We start from the raw sequence: 20129 nt of genomic DNA on the forward strand, positions 1-20129 counted from the left end.
ACTAATTCTTTTTAAAAGGTAATCCTAAATGAGTTAATAATGATTTAGCTTCTTTATCAGTCTCAGCAGTAGTTACAAATGTAATATCCATACCATTGATTCTATTAATCTTATCAATGTTTATTTCAGGAAATATAATTTGCTCTGTAATACCTAAGTTATAGTTTCCTCGACCATCAAAACCTGTAGCCTTAATACCCTGAAAATCTCTAACACGTGGTAATGCACTTGTAATTAACCTATCTAAAAACTCATACATTCTCTCACCTCTTAACGTAACCTTAGCACCAATTGGCATACCTTTACGTAATTTAAATGAAGCAACATCTTTTTTAGACATTGTAGAAACTGCCTTTTGACCAGTGATAAGCGTTAACTCATCAATAGCGTGATCTATAAGCTTTTTATCTGCAACTGCAGCACCAATACCTCTACTTAAAACTATTTTAGTAAGTTTTGGCACCTGCATAACGTTTTTGTATTCAAACTCTTCTGTAAGAGAAGACACAATACGCTCTTTATATTCTTGTTTTAATCTTGGAGTGTAAGTCATAATTAAATTACTTCATTAGATTTTTTAGAAAATCTCACTTTCTTACCATCTCTTACTTCATAACCAACTCTTGTAGTTTCTCCTGATTTAGGATCTATTAAAGATAGGTTAGAAATGTGTAATGGAGCTTCCTTTTTAACGATTCCTCCTTGAGGATTGTTTGCGCTAGGCTTTTCGTGTTTAGACACCATATTAGCACCTTCAACAATTGCCTTATTTTTTTCACGATCTACACTAACAACCTTACCTTCTGTACCTTTATGGTCTCCAGCTATAATTCTTACTGTATCTCCTGTTTTAATTTTTAACTTCATCATTTTTCTGAATATTAAAGTACCTCAGGGGCTAATGAAACAATCTTCATGAATTGCTTATCACGAAGCTCTCTTGCAACAGGTCCAAAAACACGCGTACCTCTCATCTCACCTGTTGGGTTTAACAACACACACGCATTATCATCAAAACGAATGTAAGATCCATCTTGTCTTCTTACTTCTTTCTTTGTTCTTACAACCACTGCAGTTGAAACAGCACCCTTTTTGATACCTCCGTTTGGAGTAGCATCCTTAACAGACACTACTATTTTATCTCCAACAGATGCATATCTTCTTTTTGTACCGCCCAATACACGTATAGTCAAAACTTCTTTTGCCCCTGTATTGTCTGCCACTTTTAGTCTAGATTCTTGCTGTAACATATTATTTAGCTCTTTCTAAAATTTCCACCAATCTCCAACACTTAGTTCTACTCAATGGACGAGTTTCCATTATTTTTACTGTATCACCAATATTGCAATCGTTTGTTTCGTCGTGCGCAACGTATTTCTTAGTTTTTAACACGAACTTACCGTACATAGGGTGCTTAACACGCTTAACTTCTGAAACCACAATTGATTTCTCCATTTTGTTGCTAGTAACAACTCCTATTCTCTCTTTTCTTAAATTTCTTTTTTCCATAAAGCAGAACCAATTATTGGTTATCCCTTTTAGTTAATTCAGTTGCTAGTCTAGCCACCGTTCTTCTCGTCTTTCTGATTTGAAGTGGATTCTCCAAAGGCGTAACAGAATGCGCTAATTTTAAATCGCCATACTGTTTCTTATACTCAGCTAATTTATTTTTTAAATCTTCAACTGATAATTCTTTTACTTCTGATTGTTTCATGATTCCTTAAATTATAAATTAAGCTGAATAATCTCTAGCAACAATAAACTTAGTCTTTACCGGTAATTTTTGAGCCGCAAGACGTAAAGCCTCTTTTGCGATATCCATAGGAACACCCGCTACCTCAAACATAATTCTACCTGGTTTCACAACAGCAACAAAATATTCTGGAGCACCTTTACCTTTACCCATACGTACCTCTAAAGGCTTTTTAGTAATAGGCTTGTCCGGAAATATTTTAATCCATAACTGTCCTTCTCTCTTCATATATCTAGTAGCAGCAATACGAGCCGCCTCTATCTGACGTGAAGTAATAAACTTAGAATCTAAAGATTTTATACCGAACATACCGTTAGAAAGCTGATGCCCTCTTTGCGAAAGTCCTTTCATACGGCCTTTCTGCGCTTTACGAAATTTGGTTCTTTTTGGTTGTAACATTTCTCTATCTCTTTAAATAATTACTTTCTACGACGTTGTTTCTTAGGCCCTTCATTTCTTCCACCTTTGCCCTGTCCTTTAGACATACCAACTAGCGGAGAAAGTTCTCTTTTACCATAAACCTCGCCTTTCATAATCCACACTTTAATACCTAATCTTCCATAAGTAGTATGTGCTTCATTTAATGCATAGTCTATATCTGCTCTAAAAGTAGACAAAGGAATTCTACCATCTTTGTAAGCTTCAGAACGTGCCATTTCAGCACCGTTTAATCTTCCAGAGATTTGAATTTTTATACCCTCTGCATTCATTCTCATTGCAGCAGCAATTGCCATTTTTATAGCTCTTCTATAAGAAATCCTATTTTCAATTTGACGAGCAACACTAGCAGCTACAAGATTTGCATCAACCTCTGGTCTCTTAATTTCAAAAATATTTATCTGAACTTCTTTACTTGTAATCTTCTTAAGCTCCTCTTTTAACTTATCTACTTCCTGACCACCTTTACCAATTATGATACCTGGTCTAGCGGTAGTTATAGTTACAGTAACAAGCTTTAAAGTACGCTCTATAATAACTCTAGAAACACTAGCTTTTGCTAAACGAGCATGAACATACTTACGTATTTTATCATCCTCTGCTAATTTATCTCCATAATCATTTCCACCGTACCAGTTAGATTCCCAACCTCTGATGATACCTAGACGATTCCCGATTGGATTTGTTTTTTGTCCCATAGTAATGTCTTAGCTTTGAGTTTTATTGTTAGATTCTAAAACCAATGTTACGTGGTTAGAACGTTTTCTAATTCTATGTGCTCTTCCTTGAGGTGCTGGTCTTAACCTTTTTAACATTGCACCACTATCAACTCTTATTTCTTTAACAATAAGATCAGCTTCTTCTATATCTGCATCTTCATTTTTAGACTGCCAGTTAGCAATAGCAGAAAGCAACAACTTTTCTACTCTTCTAGAAGCTTCTTTTTGACTAAACTTTAAAATAGCCAAAGCTTTTTCTACCTGTACACCTCTAATTAAATCTGCAACAAGACGCATTTTTCTAGGCGAAGTTGGACAATTATTCAACTTTGCAAAAGCAATCTTTTTCTTTTCAGCCTTAATTCTTTCGGCCATCTGTTTTTTACGAACTCCCATAGCTTACTTTTTTCCTTTGTTCTTCGCACCAGCATGACCTCTAAATGATCTTGTTGGTGAAAATTCTCCTAATTTATGCCCTACCATATTCTCTGTTACATAAACAGGAACAAATTGTCTACCGTTGTGTACTGCTATAGTTTGACCAACAAAATCAGGAGTAATCATAGAAGCTCTAGACCAAGTCTTAATAACCGCTTTTTTACCCGACTCAACATTTTGTTGAACTTTTTTCTCTAAACTATAATGAACGTAAGGTCCTTTCTTTAGTGAACGTGCCATTTTTTTCTAATTTTATTTCTTTCTACGTTCTAATATATATCTATTTGTATCCTTAGTTTTAGAACGAGTTCTAAATCCTTTAGCAGGAATACCATTTCTTGATCTTGGATGACCACCTGAAGCTCTACCTTCACCACCTCCCATTGGGTGATCCACTGGGTTCATTGCTACCGGTCTTGTTCTTGGTCTTCTTCCTAACCATCTACTTCTACCTGCTTTACCAGACACAAGCAATTGGTGATCCGAATTTGATACTGCTCCTATCGTAGCCATACAACCCGCCAAAACTAATCTAGTTTCACCAGAAGGCAACTTAACAGTTACAAATTTTCCATCTTTTGCCATCAATTGAGCAAAAGTACCTGCACTTCTAGCCATAACAGCTCCTTGTCCAGGACGTAGTTCTATACAAGAAATAATTGTACCTAATGGTATAGCACTCAACGGTAATGCATTTCCTATTTCAGGAGATGCCGTTTCACCAGAAGAAATCTTCTGACCAACTTCTAATCCGTTTTGAGCAACAACATATCTCTTTTCACCATCAGTATACTCTACTAATGCTATAAAAGCTGTTCTATTAGGATCGTATTGTATAGACTCAACAGTCGCAACAACACCTTGTTTATCACGCTTAAAATCAACTACACGATACCTTCTCTTATGACCTCCACCTTTTTGGCGCATTGTCATTTTCCCCTGACTGTTTCTACCTCCAGACTTTTTTAACGGAGCAAGTAAACTTTTCTCCGGCTTATCAGTAGTAATCGCGTCAAATCCGTTTACTACTCTAAATCGCTGTCCTGGAGTGATTGGTTTTAATTTTCTAACTGACATTCTTTGTCTTTATAGATTATTATAAAAATCAATTATATCTCCTTCTACCACGTCAATAATAGCTTTCTTATAGCTACTAGTTTTTCCGTGCTGCACACCTGTCTTAGTGTGACGTGTTTTACGCTTTGGTCCGTAAATCATTGTTCGAACATCTTTTACCGTAACCCCATAAGCCTGCTCTACAGCATCCTTAATTTGGATCTTATTGGCATTTAAATCCACAACGAAACCATAACGATTATACAACTCGCTATCAGCGGTCATTTTTTCCGTAATTATTGGCTTAATTAATACACTCATTGCTTTTCTATTTGTTTAAGTTCGATACAATTCCCTCTAATGCGCTTTCAAATAACACTACACTCGAAGCATTAAGTATTTTGTAAGTGCTTAATTCTGAGTTAATTACAACTTCCGAACGCTTTAAATTGCGCGATGACAAATATACATTATTATTTGAATCACCCAACACAATTAAAGATTTTTTATTTTCAATACCCAAAGACTTAAGAACTTGCGTAAATTCTTTAGTTTTTGGAGCGTCAAAATTAAAGTCTTCAACCACTAAAATTGCTTTCTCATTTTGCTTGATACTAAAAGCAGATTTTCTTGCCAAACGCTTAACGTTTTTATTTAACTTCTGCTTATAGTCTTTAGGACGTGGACCAAAAATACGACCACCACCTCTAAAAACTGGAGACTTAATACTACCCGCACGAGCAGTACCTGTTCCCTTTTGCTTCTTTATTTTTCTTGTACTACCAGCAATCTCAGCTCTTTCCTTTGACTTGTGGTTTCCTTGCCTCTGATGCGCTAAATACTGCTTAACATCTAAATAAACAGCATGCTTATTAGGCTCTATTGCGAATACCGAATCAGAAAGGTCTACCTTTCTACCCGTATCTTTTCCTTTACTATCTAAAACTGCTACTTTCATTACTTCTGAATAGTTACGTAAGCGTTTTTATGACCAGGAACACAACCTTTTACTACTAAAAGATTTTTTTCTGGAACTACTTTATAAACTCTAAGGTTTTGAACAGTGACTCTTTCACCACCCATTCTACCTGCCATCTTCATACCCTTAAACACTCTCGCAGGATAAGAAGCAGCACCAATAGAACCTGGAGCCCTTAATCTGTTATGTTGACCGTGCGTAGCCTGACCAACACCTCCAAAGCCATGTCTTTTAACAACACCCTGAAAACCTTTACCTTTAGACGTACCTACTACATCTACAAATTCACCCTCTACAAACTGATCTACACCTAATGTATCACCTAATTTGTATTCACCTTCAAAACCTTGGAATTCAACGACTTTTTTCTTAGGAGAAGTACCTGCCTTTTTAAAATGACCCATTTGAGCCTTATTAGCACGTTTTTCTGCCTTGTCATCGAAACCAAGCTGAAGAGCACTATACCCATCAACTTCTTCGGTTCTGACTTGGGTAACAACACATGGCCCAGCTTCGATTACAGTACATGGAATATTTTTTCCATTTTCATCAAAGATGCTGGTCATGCCAATCTTTCTTCCAATTAACCCAGACATATTTATTAATTATTAATTATTAATTACTTATTTACTACTTAAAACTTTTTGACAAAAAAACAGGGTCAAAAATAACTCAACCCTGAATTTATTTTTTTCCGTTTTTCCATCGCGAAACGCTCAGGACATGTCATCCACTTCACACAGAAGCAGACAGAGATACTTAAACCTTAATCTCAACTTCAACACCACTTGGCAACTCTAACTTCATTAGAGCATCAATAGTTTTAGAAGAAGAACTGTAAATATCCAATAATCTCTTATAAGAACTTAACTGAAACTGCTCTCTAGATTTCTTATTTACGTGCGGCGAACGCAATACTGTAAATATTTTCTTGTGAGTTGGTAACGGAATTGGACCCGTAATAACCGCTCCAGTAGTCTTAACCGTCTTTACAATTTTCTCGGCAGATTTATCTACCAAATTATGATCGTAAGATTTTAACTTTATTCTAATTTTTTGACTCATTTTACTAAATTTAAGCGGTTGCTCCTTTTGCTGCCTTAATTACTTCTTCAGATATGTTAGATGGAGTTTCTGCATAATGAGAAAATTCCATAGTAGATGTTGCTCTACCAGAAGATAATGTTCTTAATGAAGTTACATAACCAAACATTTCAGATAATGGAACCTCAGCCTTAACAACCTTAGAACCAGCTCTATCATCCATACTAGAAATAACACCTCTTCTTCTATTTAAATCACCAACAATATCACCCATATTTTCCTCAGGAGTCAAAACCTCCATTTTCATTATAGGTTCCATTATAACAGCACCAGCAGCCTTACCAGCAGCTTTATAACCCATTTTTGCAGCTAACTCAAAAGATAATGCATCAGAATCCACAGGGTGGAAAGATCCATCTTTAAGAACTATTTTCATAGTATCCATCTCATAACCAGCTAAAGGACCATTTTTCATTGCAATTTCAAATCCTTTCTGAACAGCAGGTATAAATTCTTTTGGAATACGACCACCTTTAATTTCATCAACAAACTGAAGACCCTCTCCTTCAAAATCAGAATCCACAGGACCCATTTCAAAGACAATATCTCCAAATTTACCACGTCCACCAGATTGCTTCTTGTAAGTTTCTCTATGGTTAGCAGTTCTTGTTAATGCTTCTTTATACTCAACTTGAGGCTCACCTTGATTCACCTCTACTTTAAATTCACGTTTTAAACGATCAACAATAATATCTAAGTGAAGCTCACCCATACCTGATATAATTGTCTGACCTGAAGCCTCATCAGTTCTAACTGTAAACGTAGGATCTTCTTCAGCTAACTTACCTAAAGCCATACCCAATTTATCAACATCAGCCTTAGTTTTAGGCTCAACTGCAATACCAATTACAGGGTCTGGAAAATCCATACTTTCTAAAACGATAGGATTCTTTTCATCAGACATAGTATCACCTGTCTTAATATCTTTAAAACCTACAGCTGCACCAATATCTCCCGCCTCGATATAATCAATAGCATTTTGCTTATTAGAATGCATTTGGTAAATACGAGAAATACGTTCTTTTTTACCAGATCTATTATTTAATATATAAGAACCAGCATCTAAACGGCCAGAATAAGCTCTAAAGAATGCTAAACGACCAACAAAAGGATCCGTAGCAATTTTAAATGCCAATGCCGCAAAAGGCTCTTTAGCATCTGGCTTACGAGTAACAGCCTCACCAGTATCTGGATCAGTACCTACAATATCATCCTTATCTACAGGAGAAGGTAAATATCTACATACAGCATCTAATAAAAACTGCACCCCTTTATTTTTAAATGAAGAACCACAAACCATAGGAATAATTGCCCTATCCATAACAGCAGCTCTTAAAGCAGCATGAACTTCCTCCTCTGAGATTGAATCCTCATCCTCAAAAAATTTCTCCATTAACTCCTCATCATACTCAGCTACAGCCTCTATTAAAGCAGCTCTATACTGCTTCACTTCAGCTTTCATCTCTTCAGGAATATCAACAACATCAAAAGTTGCCCCAAAGTTCTCATCATGCCAAACAATAGCTCTATTCTTTGCCAAATCAACAATACCCCTAAAATCAGCTTCATCACCAATTGGCAAAACAATAGGAACAGCATTAGAACCTAGCATTGTTTTTACCTGACCACAAACCTTTAAGAAGTTAGAACCTTGACGATCCATTTTATTAACAAAACCAATACGCGGAACCTTATAATTATCAGCTAATCTCCAGTTAGTTTCTGACTGAGGCTCAACACCATCAACAGCACTAAACAAGAAAACTAAACCATCTAAAACACGTAAAGACCTATTTACCTCAACAGTAAAATCTACGTGGCCCGGAGTATCAATTATATTAAAGTGATAATCTTTAGTTTCTGGCAATGGCTTTGCATTCTCCATTGGAAACTGCCAAGTACAAGTAGTTGCAGCAGAAGTAATTGTAATACCTCTTTCCTGCTCCTGCTCCATCCAGTCCATAGTAGCCGCACCATCATGCACTTCTCCTATTTTATGACTAACACCCGTATAAAATAAAATACGTTCAGTTGTTGTTGTTTTACCAGCATCAATATGAGCTGCAATCCCTATATTCCTTGTATATCTTAAATCTCTTCCCATTACTATTAGAATCTAAAATGTGAGAATGCCTTGTTTGCTTCAGCCATCTTATGAGTATCAACTCTCTTTTTAACAGCAGCACCTTCCTCCTTAGCAGCAGCTAAGATTTCAGCAGCTAATTTCTGAGCCATTGATTTCTCATTTCTCTTACGAGAATAACTAATCAACCACTTCATAGCTGTAGATATTTTACGATCTGGCCTAATCTGCATAGGTATCTGAAAAGTAGCACCACCAACCCTACGACTACGCACTTCTACGTGAGGCATAACATTAGATAACGCTTCCTTCCACAATTCCAAAGCCGACTTTTCCTCGTCAGTATTTTTCTCATCTACAATTGCAATTGCATCATAGAACACCTTAAAGGCAACAGATTTTTTACCATCCCACATCATCATATTAACGAAACGTGTCACTAATTGATCATTAAATTTTGGATCCGGTAAAAGAGGCCTTTTTTTCGCCTGTTTTTTTCTCATTTCTTCTCTTTAAAAGTGTTAGTTAATTACTTCTTAGGGCGTTTAGCTCCATACTTTGATCTACGTTGAGTTCTTCCAGCAACACCTGCTGTATCCAAAGCACCTCTAACGATGTGATATCTAACACCTGGTAAATCTTTTACTCTTCCGCCTCTTACTAATACTATCGAGTGCTCTTGCAAATTGTGACCCTCACCTGGGATGTAAGCATTTACTTCTTTTCCATTTGTCAACCTAACCCTGGCAACTTTACGCATTGCAGAGTTTGGTTTCTTTGGAGTAGTAGTGTAAACACGTGTACAAACCCCTCTTCTTTGAGGACACGAATCCAAAGCAGCCGATTTACTCTTCTTAGTAATTGAGACCCTTCCTTTTCGTACTAATTGTGAAATTGTTGGCATACTATATTTATATGTATATAAATTTTTTCCCTTCTTTTAAGGGCGGCAAATGTAGTAATTATTTATTAAAATTCAAACAGTTAGATATTAATTTTATTTTTTTTCGAAAATTGAGGTATCCAAAGTCAAAAAATAAAAACAAAAAATCAATTACAAAATCTAATATAATTATCACTATTAATTATCCCGAAAATGGTTTACATAAAATAGTTGACAGCAACTGGATTTATATTGATGAAATTAAAGTAATACATAAGAGTAATATAAAAGATTCAAATCATTTATCTATTCCTACATATAAATTTACAAGTCTTAAAGTTGAAGATAAATTATTAAATGAGAATGCAAATACTATTGATATGGGAATGCTTGTATAAAGTACTTCAAAATTCTAGTAATTACATTTTTTACAACAAGACACAAACTTTAATAAATGGCAAGGTCTTATTTAGCAGAAAAGAAAATATATACAATTAGTGATTACAAAAAAAAGATCAACAGTAAATATAAGTTTTTAATAATTTTTATTTTTTAATAACAAATCATACTTAATAATACATCAACAATATACATATAGAAAACTTATGTAAAGTATAAAAAAACAGTTGTTATCTTAATAATTCATATTATTTGTTAAAATAAAGTGAATTTAATTTTTTTAATTAACAATATTTTTTGATTTTTGGTACCGACTAATTCAAATTTCAAAAAAATGAAAACAAAACAAAGAGGAATCTTGACGCTACTCTTAGCGTTTATTGTGCACTTAACTTTTGCACAACAAAAAACGATTTCTGGTACAGTTACCGACCAAGACGGTATACCATTGCCAGGCGTAAACATCCTTGTAAAAGGAACAACTACAGGTACTCAAACAGATTTTGATGGGAAATACACTATTTCCGCATCTAACGGACAGGTACTTTTATTTACCTATTTAGGTCAAACACCTACTTCGCGTACCGTTAGTAGCTCTAGCGTAATTAATGTACAGATGCAAGAGGACGCCGAAACTCTTCAAGAAGTTGTTGTAACTGGACTTGGTATCAGCAAAAAAGAAAAAGCAATTGGTTATGCTGTTCAAAAAGTTACTGGTGAAAGTATAGACAATGCAAAAGAAGTTAACATTGTAAACTCTTTACAAGGTAAGGTTGCCGGTGTGCAAATCCAAGGTAGTTCTTCAACTTTAGGTGGATCATCTAGAATAACTATTAGAGGTTCAAACTCATTCTTAGGAAATAACCAACCATTGTTTGTGATTGATGGGGTACCAGTAAGTAACCAAAGTTTTTCTGACTCTAGCCAAGAAAGAGGTTTTGGTGGAGGTAACTATGATTACGGAAACTCTGCCTCAGATATAGATCCTTCTAGTATTAAAACTATGTCTGTATTAAAAGGTGCAGCCGCAACTGCTATATATGGTTCTAGAGGTGCAAATGGTGTTATATTGATTACGACCAAAAATGGATCTGACAAAAAAGGTCTTGGTGTAACTTTTGACAGTAGTATTACTATTGACGAAGTTAGAAACTTAATACCTCATCAAAGAGTTTACGGTGGGGGTTCATCATATAATACAGCTAGTGGATTTAATGAATTTACACAAGACGGTGTGGCTTATTTAGCTCCAAATTACGGTAAAGATGGTTCTTGGGGACCAAAGTTTGATCCAAGTGTAAACGTAAGACATTGGGATTCTTGGGATCCAGGAGCAAGTAACTACAAAGAAACTAGACCTTGGGTTGCTCCTGAAAACACATATGATTCATTCTTCAATACTGGTGTAACTCTTATGAATAGTGTTGCTTTAAGTGGCGCAAATGAAAAAGGCTCTTTTAGATTAGGTTATTCTAATGTAGACCAAACAGGTACAACGCCAAATGGTGCTTTACAAAGAAACACAGTAAACCTTAACACAACTTATAATTTAACAGATAAATTAAAGGCTGGTGTAACAATGAGCTATATAAAAACAGAAGCTCAAAACAGAAACATTACTGGTTACAGTAACGGAAACCCATTACAAGGATTTAACCAATGGTGGCAAACACAATTAGATGTTGAGAGAATTAAAAATCAACAAAACACAACAGAAGGTAACCAATACACTTGGAACCCAAAAGGAATTGTAACAGATGCTTCTGGTAACTTAACTTCTTTTGATCCTACTCCTAATTATTTTGATAATCCATCATGGGTAAGAAATAACTTCATGCAAGAAGATACAAGAAATAGAGTTTTTGGTAACGCTAACTTTAGCTATGCTATAACTGATAACTTAAGTTTATCTTCTCAATTTGGAACAGATATATCTCAATTTAGTTTAATGGAAGGGATTCCTTTTAGATCAGTAGATCCTTCTAAATATGTTGAAACTGAAAGAAAGTTCCAAGAAAACAACTTTGAGGTTAGATTAAACTACCAAAAAGATTTTTCTGAAGACTTTACGTTTAGTGGTATTTTAGGTGCTAACAGAATGAGACAGTTTACAAAAAGAATAACTGCTGCAACTTCTGGTGGTTTAGTAGTAGATCGTTTTTACAATATTAGTAATTCTAGTGCTGCTGCTAACACAGACACTTACGAGGCTAACAAAGGAATTAATAGTATATTTGGATCTACTTCTTTTGGATTTAAAGATATGTTATTCTTAGATTTATCTGCTAGAAATGACTGGTCTTCTACACTTCCAAAAAAGAATAACAGTTATTTTTACCCTGCAGCTTCTATAAGTTTTGCACTATCTGAATTAGATTTTATAAAAGGGAGTAACGTTGTAAACTTTGTTAAACTTAGAGCTAGTATTGCTCAAGCAGGTAATGATGCAGATCCGTATAGACTATCTGATGTATATTCTCCACTAACTCCTAATTTTGGAAGTTTCCCGATGTACACAGTTCCTAACTCACAGCAAAACCCTGACTTAGTTAATGAGTTAACTACAGAAACAGAATTTGGTATTTTAGTTAAATTATTTAATAGTAGATTAAGTATTGATGCTTCTTACTATGACAGACTTACGGAAGACCAAATATTTAACGTGCCAACTTCTTCATCTACCGGCTATTCTTCTAAACTTTTAAATGCAGGTAGTATGAAAAACTCTGGTTTTGAATTCCAGATTAATGGTACTCCAATTCAAACTGAAAACTTTAGATGGGATATAGGCTTAAACCTTACTCAACAGAAAAATGAAGTGGTTGAATTGTTAAAAGATGAAAATGGGGAAACTTTAGTTGAAAGTATTAATATGGGTGGAACATGGGCTGCCGATTTAAGAATTCAAGAAGGTAAACCATATATGGCTATGTACGGTCAAGACTATATTTATGATGACAACGGAAACAAAGTTGTTGGTGATGATGGTGCTTACTTATTTACTGACGAAAGAGTTTACCTAGGATCTGCAATTGCCGACTGGGTTGGTGGTGTAAGCACATCTTTTACATATAAAAACTTTACATTATCTGGTTTAATAGATTTTCAAGAAGGTGGTATAATACACTCTACTTCTTTACAATGGGCTAAGTACTCAGGTATGCACCCAGAAACTGTAGCCTTTAATGGTGAAAGTGACACTAGAGCTAACGGAATGGTATTACCTGGTGTAACATCTACTGGAGCTGTAAATACTACAAGAATAGATCCACAAACTTATTACCAAACATATTGGAATAGAGCTGCTCCTAACGTTTATGATGCTAGCTTTATTAAATTTAGAGATATAAGATTAAGTTACTCTTTACCTGCTAAAGTATTAAAAGACCTCCCTTTTACTAGTGTAAATCTTAGCGTATTTGGTAGAAACTTAGCAATAATCTCTGCAGATGTACCATATATTGACCCTCAAGTTATAACTGGCTCTGGTAATGTACAAGGTTTGGAGAACGCACAGGTTCCACCAACAAGATCATTTGGTGTTAATTTATCTGCTAAATTTTAAATTATTAAAACATGAAAAAAAATAAAATATTTACCTTATTACTTTCTGCAACTATGTTCTGCGCTTGTGATAATGGACTTGAAGAACTAAATGTTGACCCAAACAATGCGGTTATAGTTAGCCCTTCTACCCTACTAACTACAGCAGAATATACTTTCTACAACAGTATGGCCGGAACAGGAGTTAATGCTGGATGGGGTATGTTAATGACACAACAGTGGGCAGAAAATGAATATACTGAAGACAGTAGATACACACAAACAATTACTGCTTTTGATGGCACGTGGTCTACTATGTATGTATCTATACTTAAAGAACTAAATTCTGCTAAAGAATTAGTAGAATTGCAGGATGTATCTGACAACATCAAAACTAATAGAAAAAATATATTGGATGTGATGTCAGCTCAAGTTTTTACTTTCTTGTCGGATGGATTTGGTTCTATTCCTTATACTGAAGCAATTAGCAGCGAGTTTAACTTACCAAGTTATGACTCTCAGGAAAATGTTTATTTAGGGATTTTAGAAACTCTAGAACAAGCAAGTAATAGTTTTGATACTAGCTCTCCTTCTTTTACAAGTGGAGATGTAGTATATGGCGGAAATGTTGATAGCTGGATTAAGTTAACAAATTCACTTATGTTAAAATATGCCATACGTCTATCTGATGTTGATTTAGCAACAGCTACACAATATGCGACAGCTGCAGCTTCTAATTTAATCTCAAGCAATGCAGAAAATGCTTTATTTACTTTTGATGCCGCACCAGATAGGTCTAACCCATTATGGAGAAATGTAAACATAAATAATAGAGATGATTATGCGGTTTCTGAATATTTAGTTACTACACTAACAGACCTAGGTGACCCAAGGTTAGAGGTATATGCTAAACCAGCTTCTAGTGGTTCAATTGTTGGTATGCCTTACGGTTTAAGTGATAATGATGCTACAGTATTAAAACCTACAACTTCTAGACCAAGTGATTTAGTTAGAGCTGCAACAGCACCTCACGTAATTATGTCTTATGCAGAAGTACAGTTTTTATTAGCTGAAGCTTACCAAAGAGGTATATTAACTGGTGATGCAGAGACAGCATACAACAATGCTGTTACAGCTTCTATGAACTATTGGGGTATTGATGATGCTGCGGCTATAAGTGACTACCTAACTAATAATCCTTATGATGCTGCTAACTGGAAAGAATCTATTGGGGTTCAAAAATGGGTGGCTTTATACGCTAAAGGTTTTGAGGCTTGGAATGAGTGGAGAAGATTAGATTACCCACAATTAACAGCTCCAGAGGCAGCATTCATTAGTACAATTCCTGTACGTATGCCTTATCCTTTATCTGAGACAACTTCAAACGCTGCTTCATTAGAAGCGGTAACTTCTACTCCAGGAGATATGACAACAAAAGTTTGGTGGGATGTTAACTAATAATTAGTTATTTAAATTACTTCTAATTTAAAATTTAAACCTGCGGAAAATTCCGCAGGTTTTTTTATTAATAGAACTATTAGAAATAAAAAAAGTAAACTAAACTCCTTGTGAATACAATACCTACAAAACACAAAACATACTGTTAAAATAACAAATAAATTTATTTTTAACATTTTAAAATAATATAATTCAGTCATTGTTAATTTACACCAAATTAAATAGTGGTGGATATTTTTTTTGCATTAACAAATGTATACTACTAACAAACAAATCAAAACCTAATAGTTAACAAAATTAAATTATTAATAACCGAATGAGGTTCTTATTATGAATATATCAATGTTTTTAGCTTTTTTATGAGATTATTGTTAAAATAAATAGAAAATTAGTTTGCTTATTAACAATAATTTTTGATTTTTGATACCGACTAATTCAAATATTTCAAAAATGAAAACAAAACAAAGAGGAATCTTAACGCTACTCTTAGCGTTTATTGTGCACTTAACTTTTGCACAACAAAAAACGATTTCTGGTACAGTTACCGACCAAGACGGTATACCATTACCAGGCGTAAACATCCTAGTAAAAGGAACAACTACGGGTACTCAAACAGATTTTGATGGGAAATACACAATTTCTGCCTCAAACGGGCAAGTACTATTGTTTACTTACCTAGGACAAACTCCAACATCTAAAACTGTTAGTAACCAAAGTGTTATTAATGTACAAATGAAAGAAGATGCTGAAGCGCTACAAGAAGTTGTGGTAACAGCTTTGGGTATTAAGAGAGAAGAAAGGACTCTTACATATGCTGCCCAAGAGGTAAAAGGAGAAAACCTTAATATTACTGAAGACGTAAACATTAAATCTGCAATTGCAGGTAAAGTTGCTGGTGTACAAATTCAAGGTCAATCAGGATCAAAATTGGGCCAATCAGGTAAAATTAGAATTAGAGGAGGAATATCTTTAACATCAGATTCTGATCCATTATATGTAATAGACGGAACACCAACTACAGACCCAAACAGTGTGGATATGAGCAACGTTGAGTCCCTAAACGTATTAAAGGGACCAAATGCAACCGCATTATACGGACAAAGAGCTGCATCAGGTGTTGTTGTAATTACAACAAAAAGAGGAAAAAAAGGACAAGGATTAGGGGTAGAAATATCTAGTGCAATAACATTTGATAAAGTAGCATATTTACCAAATTATCAAAATATGTACGGACAAGGATATTCTGGAGAAGCAGAATTCGCGATATTTGATTACTCTGCTGGAAATCGCCTTAACGGTGCTCCTTATCCAACATGGATGCAAGCATTTGACGGAAAAAGATACTTTGCGGGAGATGCATATGCAGATGAAAGTTGGGGACCTAAATTTGATGGTCAAGGGCACGTTCCATGGTACAACTACTACCCAGACAGTCCAACATTTGGAGAGGAAGTACCATATGTAGGGCAACCAAACAATATCAAAGACTTTTTTGATACCGGAGTTAGCCAAAAGAACTCTATTGCGCTATCAGGTAGCGGAGATAATTATAGAGCTAGATTATCTTATACTAACATCAAACAAAATGGTATCATACCAAATTCAGACTTTACAAAGAACTTTATTAGTACTAGTTTAGATTTTGATTTATCCGATAAATTAACCGCAGGAGTTAACATAAACTATACTGTAGATAATATCTCAGGTGATTTTAATGATGGATATTCTAATCAAACCTCTGGTTCTTTAAATAGCTGGTTTAACAGAAACCTAAATATGAACAAGGTACAAGAGTATAAAAATTTAACCACACCAAGAGGATACGCTACTTCATGGAATAACTGGGGATTAGATTATTATGCATATGCTGAAGAGGCATACCAAAGAACTGGTAACGAAACTCTTTTGGAGTATCAAAAACCTGCCTTTTGGTTCAATCCATATACGTATTTAGATGAATATGAAACAACTAATAGTACTAACAGATTGTTAGGTGACATTCATTTTAGTTACCAACTTACCGATAATATAGATATTAGTGCTAAAGCTTCTAGAAATGAAACAAAGTACAAGAGAGATTACTTTGTACCTTATTCAATAGAGTTTGCTGCTGCGCCAAACCTTTATAATAAATGGGTAAATTCATTTGGAAAGTATTATAGCTCTTCAAGTGAAGACAACTACAATGTGTTGTTAAAATACACGAAAGATTTTGGAAAACTAGATATGACTGCTTTTGTTGGTGGTAATATTCTAACTTCCAACTACTATCGTTTTCAAAATGATATGAGTATTGACAATAGTGAAAACGGAGGATTAATTTTACCAGACGTTTATACCTACAGTAACTCAAGAGAAGTTTTAACTGCTCAAACATATGAATATGAAAAGCAAGTTAATAGTGTATATGGAAATATGTCTCTTGGTTATGATAATATGGCTTATCTAGATTTTTCTGTAAGAAGAGATTGGAGTTCATCTTTACCATCTGACAATAATGGTTATACATATCCTTCAATCGGTGGTTCTTTTATATTATCAGAATTATGGGATAATAAAGGAGCTGTTACATTCGCAAAATTAAGAGGTAGTTGGGCTCAAGTAGGAGATGATGTTAGTGCATTAGCACTTAATCCTACATACCCTTTGGGATCAAACCTATATAATGACCAAATTTTGATGTACACACCTACTCAGCTCGTATCTAGCGGTATAGAACCAGCTATAAATACATCTCAAGAAATTGGTGTTGATTTAAAATTCTTAGAAAGTAGAATTGGATTAAGTGCCACATATTATACTGAAAATCGTAAGAACGAAATTATTCCTGTATCGTTATCAACAGGAACAGGATACTCTACATTATTAACAAACGCAGGAGAATCAGAAAGAAAGGGTATTGAAATTACTCTTAACGCAGATATTATTAAAACAGAAGATTTTAATTGGAGCATAACAGCTAACTATGCAAAAAATAAATCAGAAATAATTAGCTTACCAGGAGATTTAAAAGCGATTAATGGTGCTGGTGGTACGGATGCTTGGGGATTTGTACAGGTTGTTCATGAACTTGGTGGTGAATGGGGACAACTTAGAGGTACTGGTTATAAATTAGATGATAACGGTAACAAAGTAATTGGTGCAGATGGGCTATATGCTGTAGAAACAGATCAATATTTTGGCTCAATTCTACCTGATTTCACTGGTGGCTTACTAACAAATTTCTCATATAAAAATCTTAGTTTGGCAGCTTCTTTTGATTTTCAAAAGGGAGGTAAATTCTTCTCTTTATCAGAAATGTGGGGTACATATTCTGGCCTACTAGACGATACAGTAGAACTTAATGATAATGGTGTAAATCAAAGAGATGCAATTGCAGATGGTGGTGGTGTTCACGTAACCGGAGTTGATGTAAATGGTAATCCAGTTGACACATATGTAGAAGCTCAAACATATTGGAATCAATTTCAACCTAATAGACTGGCGAGTCCATTCATACACGATGCGGATTACATTAAACTTAGAGATATTAGTTTAACTTATAATTTACCTTCAAAATTATTAGAAAAAACAGCTTTACAGAGTGTAAGTATTAGTGCTGTAGGACGTAATTTATGGTTAATTTCTGTAGCTGATGACAACAAACACGGATGGGATCCTTCAGAATTATCTCAGTCTTATGGAGAAAACGCTCAATTACCAGGAACTAGAAGTTATGGTTTAAACCTAAAATTAACATTCTAATTTAAAGAATATTATGAAAAAAATTAAAATTATACTATCAGCCCTACTAATATTTGGCGCGTATAGTTGTGACACCGTAGATTTTGGTGATACAGATGAAAACGTTAATGGTCCAAGTGAATATAACTCTGGCGCATTATTAGCCGCTGCACAAAGGAGACTTGCAACCACAGGAGGTAGACAATACAAATCTGTGCCTACACTATATGTGCAGTACCAATCACAACCAGCATATCAAGATGAATCACGATATGGAGAAACACCATATACTTGGACTAGCTTTTATGTTCAAACACTTTCTAATTTAGAAGAAATAGTAAATCAAGCTAATGACCCAGAAGTTAATACTTCTGTATCATTCTTATCTAATGGATCTGTGAATAATCAAATTGGTATTGCTAAAATAATGAAAGCTATCATTTTTAGAAGAATAACAGATTCTTATGGAGACATACCTTACTCTGAAGCTTTAAATCCAGAGATTCAATCTCCAAAATATGATACACAAGAATTCATATATAAAGATTTGATAAATGAATTAAAAGAAGCTAGAGACTTGCTTGATGCTACTGAAGCAGCTCCAACAGGAGATTTGATATATGATGGAGATGTAAGTAAATGGAAGAAATTTGCAAACTCAAGTATTTTATCTTTATCTATTCAACTGTCAAATAAATATCCTGGAGTTTCAGAGTTTGCTGCTACCGAATTTAATAGCGCTCTAACAAATACTGCTGGAGTAATTGAATCAATAGAAGATGAAGCTTGGTTTACACACCTTAATACCGCTACATTTGAAAATCCATATTCTGGATTTAGAGCGGCAGATTATGCACTATCTGAATATTTTGTAAATGCTCTACAAGGAGATGGTGATGATTTCTCTTCTACTACATCTGACAGCAGATTACAAATTTTTGCTGATGATGCTAGTTTAGAAGGTTATCCTTATGGATTAGAAAGTAACCCATCTGGTTTAATTACTGCTAAAATGTCTTCGAACATTGCTAGTCCTGATGCACCTGCAGCTTGGCTAACAGCAGCTTACACTTATTTGAACAGAGCTGATGCTGCAAATTTAGGCTGGACTTCTGAAGATCCTGCAAGTATGTTAGAAATGGGAATTCAAAAATCGTATGAAACTTTATCTGCTCATTACGGTGTTGACATTACCGCTGATGCTGCTACATTTGCTGCAGCAAGAGTTAGTGATGCCTCAAGTACATCAATGGCACAGGTAATTGGTGAAGAAAAATGGGTGGCTTTATATCCTGAAGGTTTTGAAGCTTGGTCTGAATGGAGAAGAACAGATTATCCAATTTTAACACCTTCACCAGATCCATTAAACTCTAGTGGAGAAATTGCTACAAGATATATGTATCCAACATCTGAAATTAGCTTAAATGGTGCTAATTATAGCTCTGGAGTAAGCAACTTAAGCCCTGCAACAGACAATAACGATAGTAAAGTTTGGTGGGATCAATAAAAATTGATTAAACAATATTTAATATTTAAACCTGCGGAGATTTCCG

At 34.8% G+C, this 20129-nt stretch carries 22 protein-coding genes; 5 read left to right on the top strand and 17 right to left on the bottom strand.

What is annotated here, in order from left to right; all coding sequences use genetic code 11:
* Nucleotide 1 precedes the first annotated feature (1 nt).
* From rplE to rpsL, 17 genes are all read right to left on the bottom strand, one after another.
* Complete coding sequence (gene rplE / locus BFJ87_RS15570) at nucleotides 2-553, bottom strand: 50S ribosomal protein L5 (protein WP_013621724.1); 552 nt, start codon at nucleotides 551-553, stop codon at nucleotides 2-4.
* Between the two features lie 2 nt (nucleotides 554-555).
* Nucleotides 556-870, bottom strand: a complete 315-nt coding sequence (gene rplX, locus BFJ87_RS15575; RefSeq protein WP_013621723.1) for a 50S ribosomal protein L24 — start codon at nucleotides 868-870, stop codon at nucleotides 556-558.
* Nucleotides 871-881: 11 nt separating this feature from the next.
* On the bottom strand, nucleotides 882-1250 hold the full coding sequence (rplN, locus tag BFJ87_RS15580; RefSeq protein ID WP_034642780.1) for a 50S ribosomal protein L14: 369 nt from the start codon (nucleotides 1248-1250) through the stop codon (nucleotides 882-884).
* Between the two features lies 1 nt (nucleotide 1251).
* Nucleotides 1252-1509, bottom strand: a complete 258-nt coding sequence (rpsQ, locus tag BFJ87_RS15585) for a 30S ribosomal protein S17 (RefSeq protein ID WP_072303188.1) — start codon at nucleotides 1507-1509, stop codon at nucleotides 1252-1254.
* A gap of 13 nt (nucleotides 1510-1522) precedes the next feature.
* Nucleotides 1523-1714: a 50S ribosomal protein L29 gene (gene rpmC / locus BFJ87_RS15590; protein WP_013621720.1), complete on the bottom strand. Its 192-nt coding sequence runs from the start codon at nucleotides 1712-1714 to the stop codon at nucleotides 1523-1525.
* Between the two features lie 18 nt (nucleotides 1715-1732).
* A complete protein-coding gene (rplP, locus tag BFJ87_RS15595; protein ID WP_077406753.1) occupies nucleotides 1733-2152 on the bottom strand; it encodes a 50S ribosomal protein L16 in 420 nt (139 codons plus the stop codon).
* 20 nt (nucleotides 2153-2172) lie between these two features.
* Entirely contained in the window at nucleotides 2173-2889 is a 717-nt protein-coding gene (gene rpsC, locus BFJ87_RS15600) for a 30S ribosomal protein S3 (protein WP_013621718.1), read from the bottom strand.
* 9 nt (nucleotides 2890-2898) lie between these two features.
* Entirely contained in the window at nucleotides 2899-3306 is a 408-nt protein-coding gene (gene rplV / locus BFJ87_RS15605) for a 50S ribosomal protein L22 (RefSeq protein WP_013621717.1), read from the bottom strand.
* A gap of 3 nt (nucleotides 3307-3309) precedes the next feature.
* Nucleotides 3310-3588 carry a 30S ribosomal protein S19 gene (gene rpsS, locus BFJ87_RS15610; protein ID WP_013621716.1) on the bottom strand — a complete coding sequence of 93 codons (279 nt, stop codon included), beginning with the start codon at nucleotides 3586-3588 and terminating at the stop codon, nucleotides 3310-3312.
* 12 nt (nucleotides 3589-3600) lie between these two features.
* Nucleotides 3601-4425 (bottom strand): 50S ribosomal protein L2, encoded by an 825-nt coding sequence (rplB, locus tag BFJ87_RS15615; protein ID WP_077406756.1) that lies wholly within the window; start codon nucleotides 4423-4425, stop codon nucleotides 3601-3603.
* A gap of 9 nt (nucleotides 4426-4434) precedes the next feature.
* The gene (gene rplW, locus BFJ87_RS15620) at nucleotides 4435-4725 is read right to left on the bottom strand and encodes a 50S ribosomal protein L23 (protein WP_077406759.1); all 291 of its coding nucleotides are present in this window, start codon (nucleotides 4723-4725) and stop codon (nucleotides 4435-4437) included.
* Between the two features lie 7 nt (nucleotides 4726-4732).
* Entirely contained in the window at nucleotides 4733-5362 is a 630-nt protein-coding gene (rplD, locus tag BFJ87_RS15625; protein WP_077406762.1) for a 50S ribosomal protein L4, read from the bottom strand.
* Nucleotides 5362-5979 carry a 50S ribosomal protein L3 gene (rplC, locus tag BFJ87_RS15630; RefSeq protein WP_077406765.1) on the bottom strand — a complete coding sequence of 206 codons (618 nt, stop codon included), beginning with the start codon at nucleotides 5977-5979 and terminating at the stop codon, nucleotides 5362-5364. The genes rplD and rplC overlap by 1 nt, the downstream gene beginning before the upstream one ends.
* Nucleotides 5980-6142: 163 nt before the next feature.
* Nucleotides 6143-6448 carry a 30S ribosomal protein S10 gene (rpsJ, locus tag BFJ87_RS15635; protein ID WP_013621711.1) on the bottom strand — a complete coding sequence of 102 codons (306 nt, stop codon included), beginning with the start codon at nucleotides 6446-6448 and terminating at the stop codon, nucleotides 6143-6145.
* 10 nt (nucleotides 6449-6458) lie between these two features.
* A complete protein-coding gene (gene fusA / locus BFJ87_RS15640) occupies nucleotides 6459-8591 on the bottom strand; it encodes an elongation factor G (protein ID WP_077406768.1) in 2133 nt (710 codons plus the stop codon).
* Nucleotides 8592-8596: 5 nt separating this feature from the next.
* Nucleotides 8597-9073 (bottom strand): 30S ribosomal protein S7, encoded by a 477-nt coding sequence (gene rpsG / locus BFJ87_RS15645; RefSeq protein ID WP_013621709.1) that lies wholly within the window; start codon nucleotides 9071-9073, stop codon nucleotides 8597-8599.
* A 26-nt stretch (nucleotides 9074-9099) separates the two neighbouring features.
* On the bottom strand, nucleotides 9100-9474 hold the full coding sequence (gene rpsL / locus BFJ87_RS15650) for a 30S ribosomal protein S12 (protein ID WP_013621708.1): 375 nt from the start codon (nucleotides 9472-9474) through the stop codon (nucleotides 9100-9102).
* An 11-nt stretch (nucleotides 9475-9485) separates the two neighbouring features.
* Here rpsL and BFJ87_RS15655 point away from each other — a divergent pair, with 11 nt between their 5' ends.
* The 5 genes from BFJ87_RS15655 to BFJ87_RS15675 all read left to right on the top strand — a co-directional run bounded on the left by BFJ87_RS15655 (nucleotide 9486) and on the right by BFJ87_RS15675 (nucleotide 20083).
* Complete coding sequence (locus BFJ87_RS15655; RefSeq protein ID WP_077406772.1) at nucleotides 9486-9851, top strand: hypothetical protein; 366 nt, start codon at nucleotides 9486-9488, stop codon at nucleotides 9849-9851.
* A gap of 335 nt (nucleotides 9852-10186) precedes the next feature.
* A complete protein-coding gene (locus BFJ87_RS15660) occupies nucleotides 10187-13417 on the top strand; it encodes a SusC/RagA family TonB-linked outer membrane protein (protein WP_077406775.1) in 3231 nt (1076 codons plus the stop codon).
* An 11-nt stretch (nucleotides 13418-13428) separates the two neighbouring features.
* Nucleotides 13429-14853 carry a SusD/RagB family nutrient-binding outer membrane lipoprotein gene (locus tag BFJ87_RS15665; RefSeq protein ID WP_077406778.1) on the top strand — a complete coding sequence of 475 codons (1425 nt, stop codon included), beginning with the start codon at nucleotides 13429-13431 and terminating at the stop codon, nucleotides 14851-14853.
* Nucleotides 14854-15303: 450 nt separating this feature from the next.
* Nucleotides 15304-18597, top strand: a complete 3294-nt coding sequence (locus BFJ87_RS15670) for a SusC/RagA family TonB-linked outer membrane protein (protein WP_077406781.1) — start codon at nucleotides 15304-15306, stop codon at nucleotides 18595-18597.
* Between the two features lie 13 nt (nucleotides 18598-18610).
* Nucleotides 18611-20083, top strand: a complete 1473-nt coding sequence (locus BFJ87_RS15675) for a SusD/RagB family nutrient-binding outer membrane lipoprotein (RefSeq protein WP_077406784.1) — start codon at nucleotides 18611-18613, stop codon at nucleotides 20081-20083.
* Nucleotides 20084-20129 lie beyond the last annotated feature (46 nt).

Origin of the sequence: Cellulophaga omnivescoria (genome assembly GCF_001999725.1) — a bacterium.
GTDB lineage: Bacteria > Bacteroidota > Bacteroidia > Flavobacteriales > Flavobacteriaceae > Cellulophaga > Cellulophaga omnivescoria.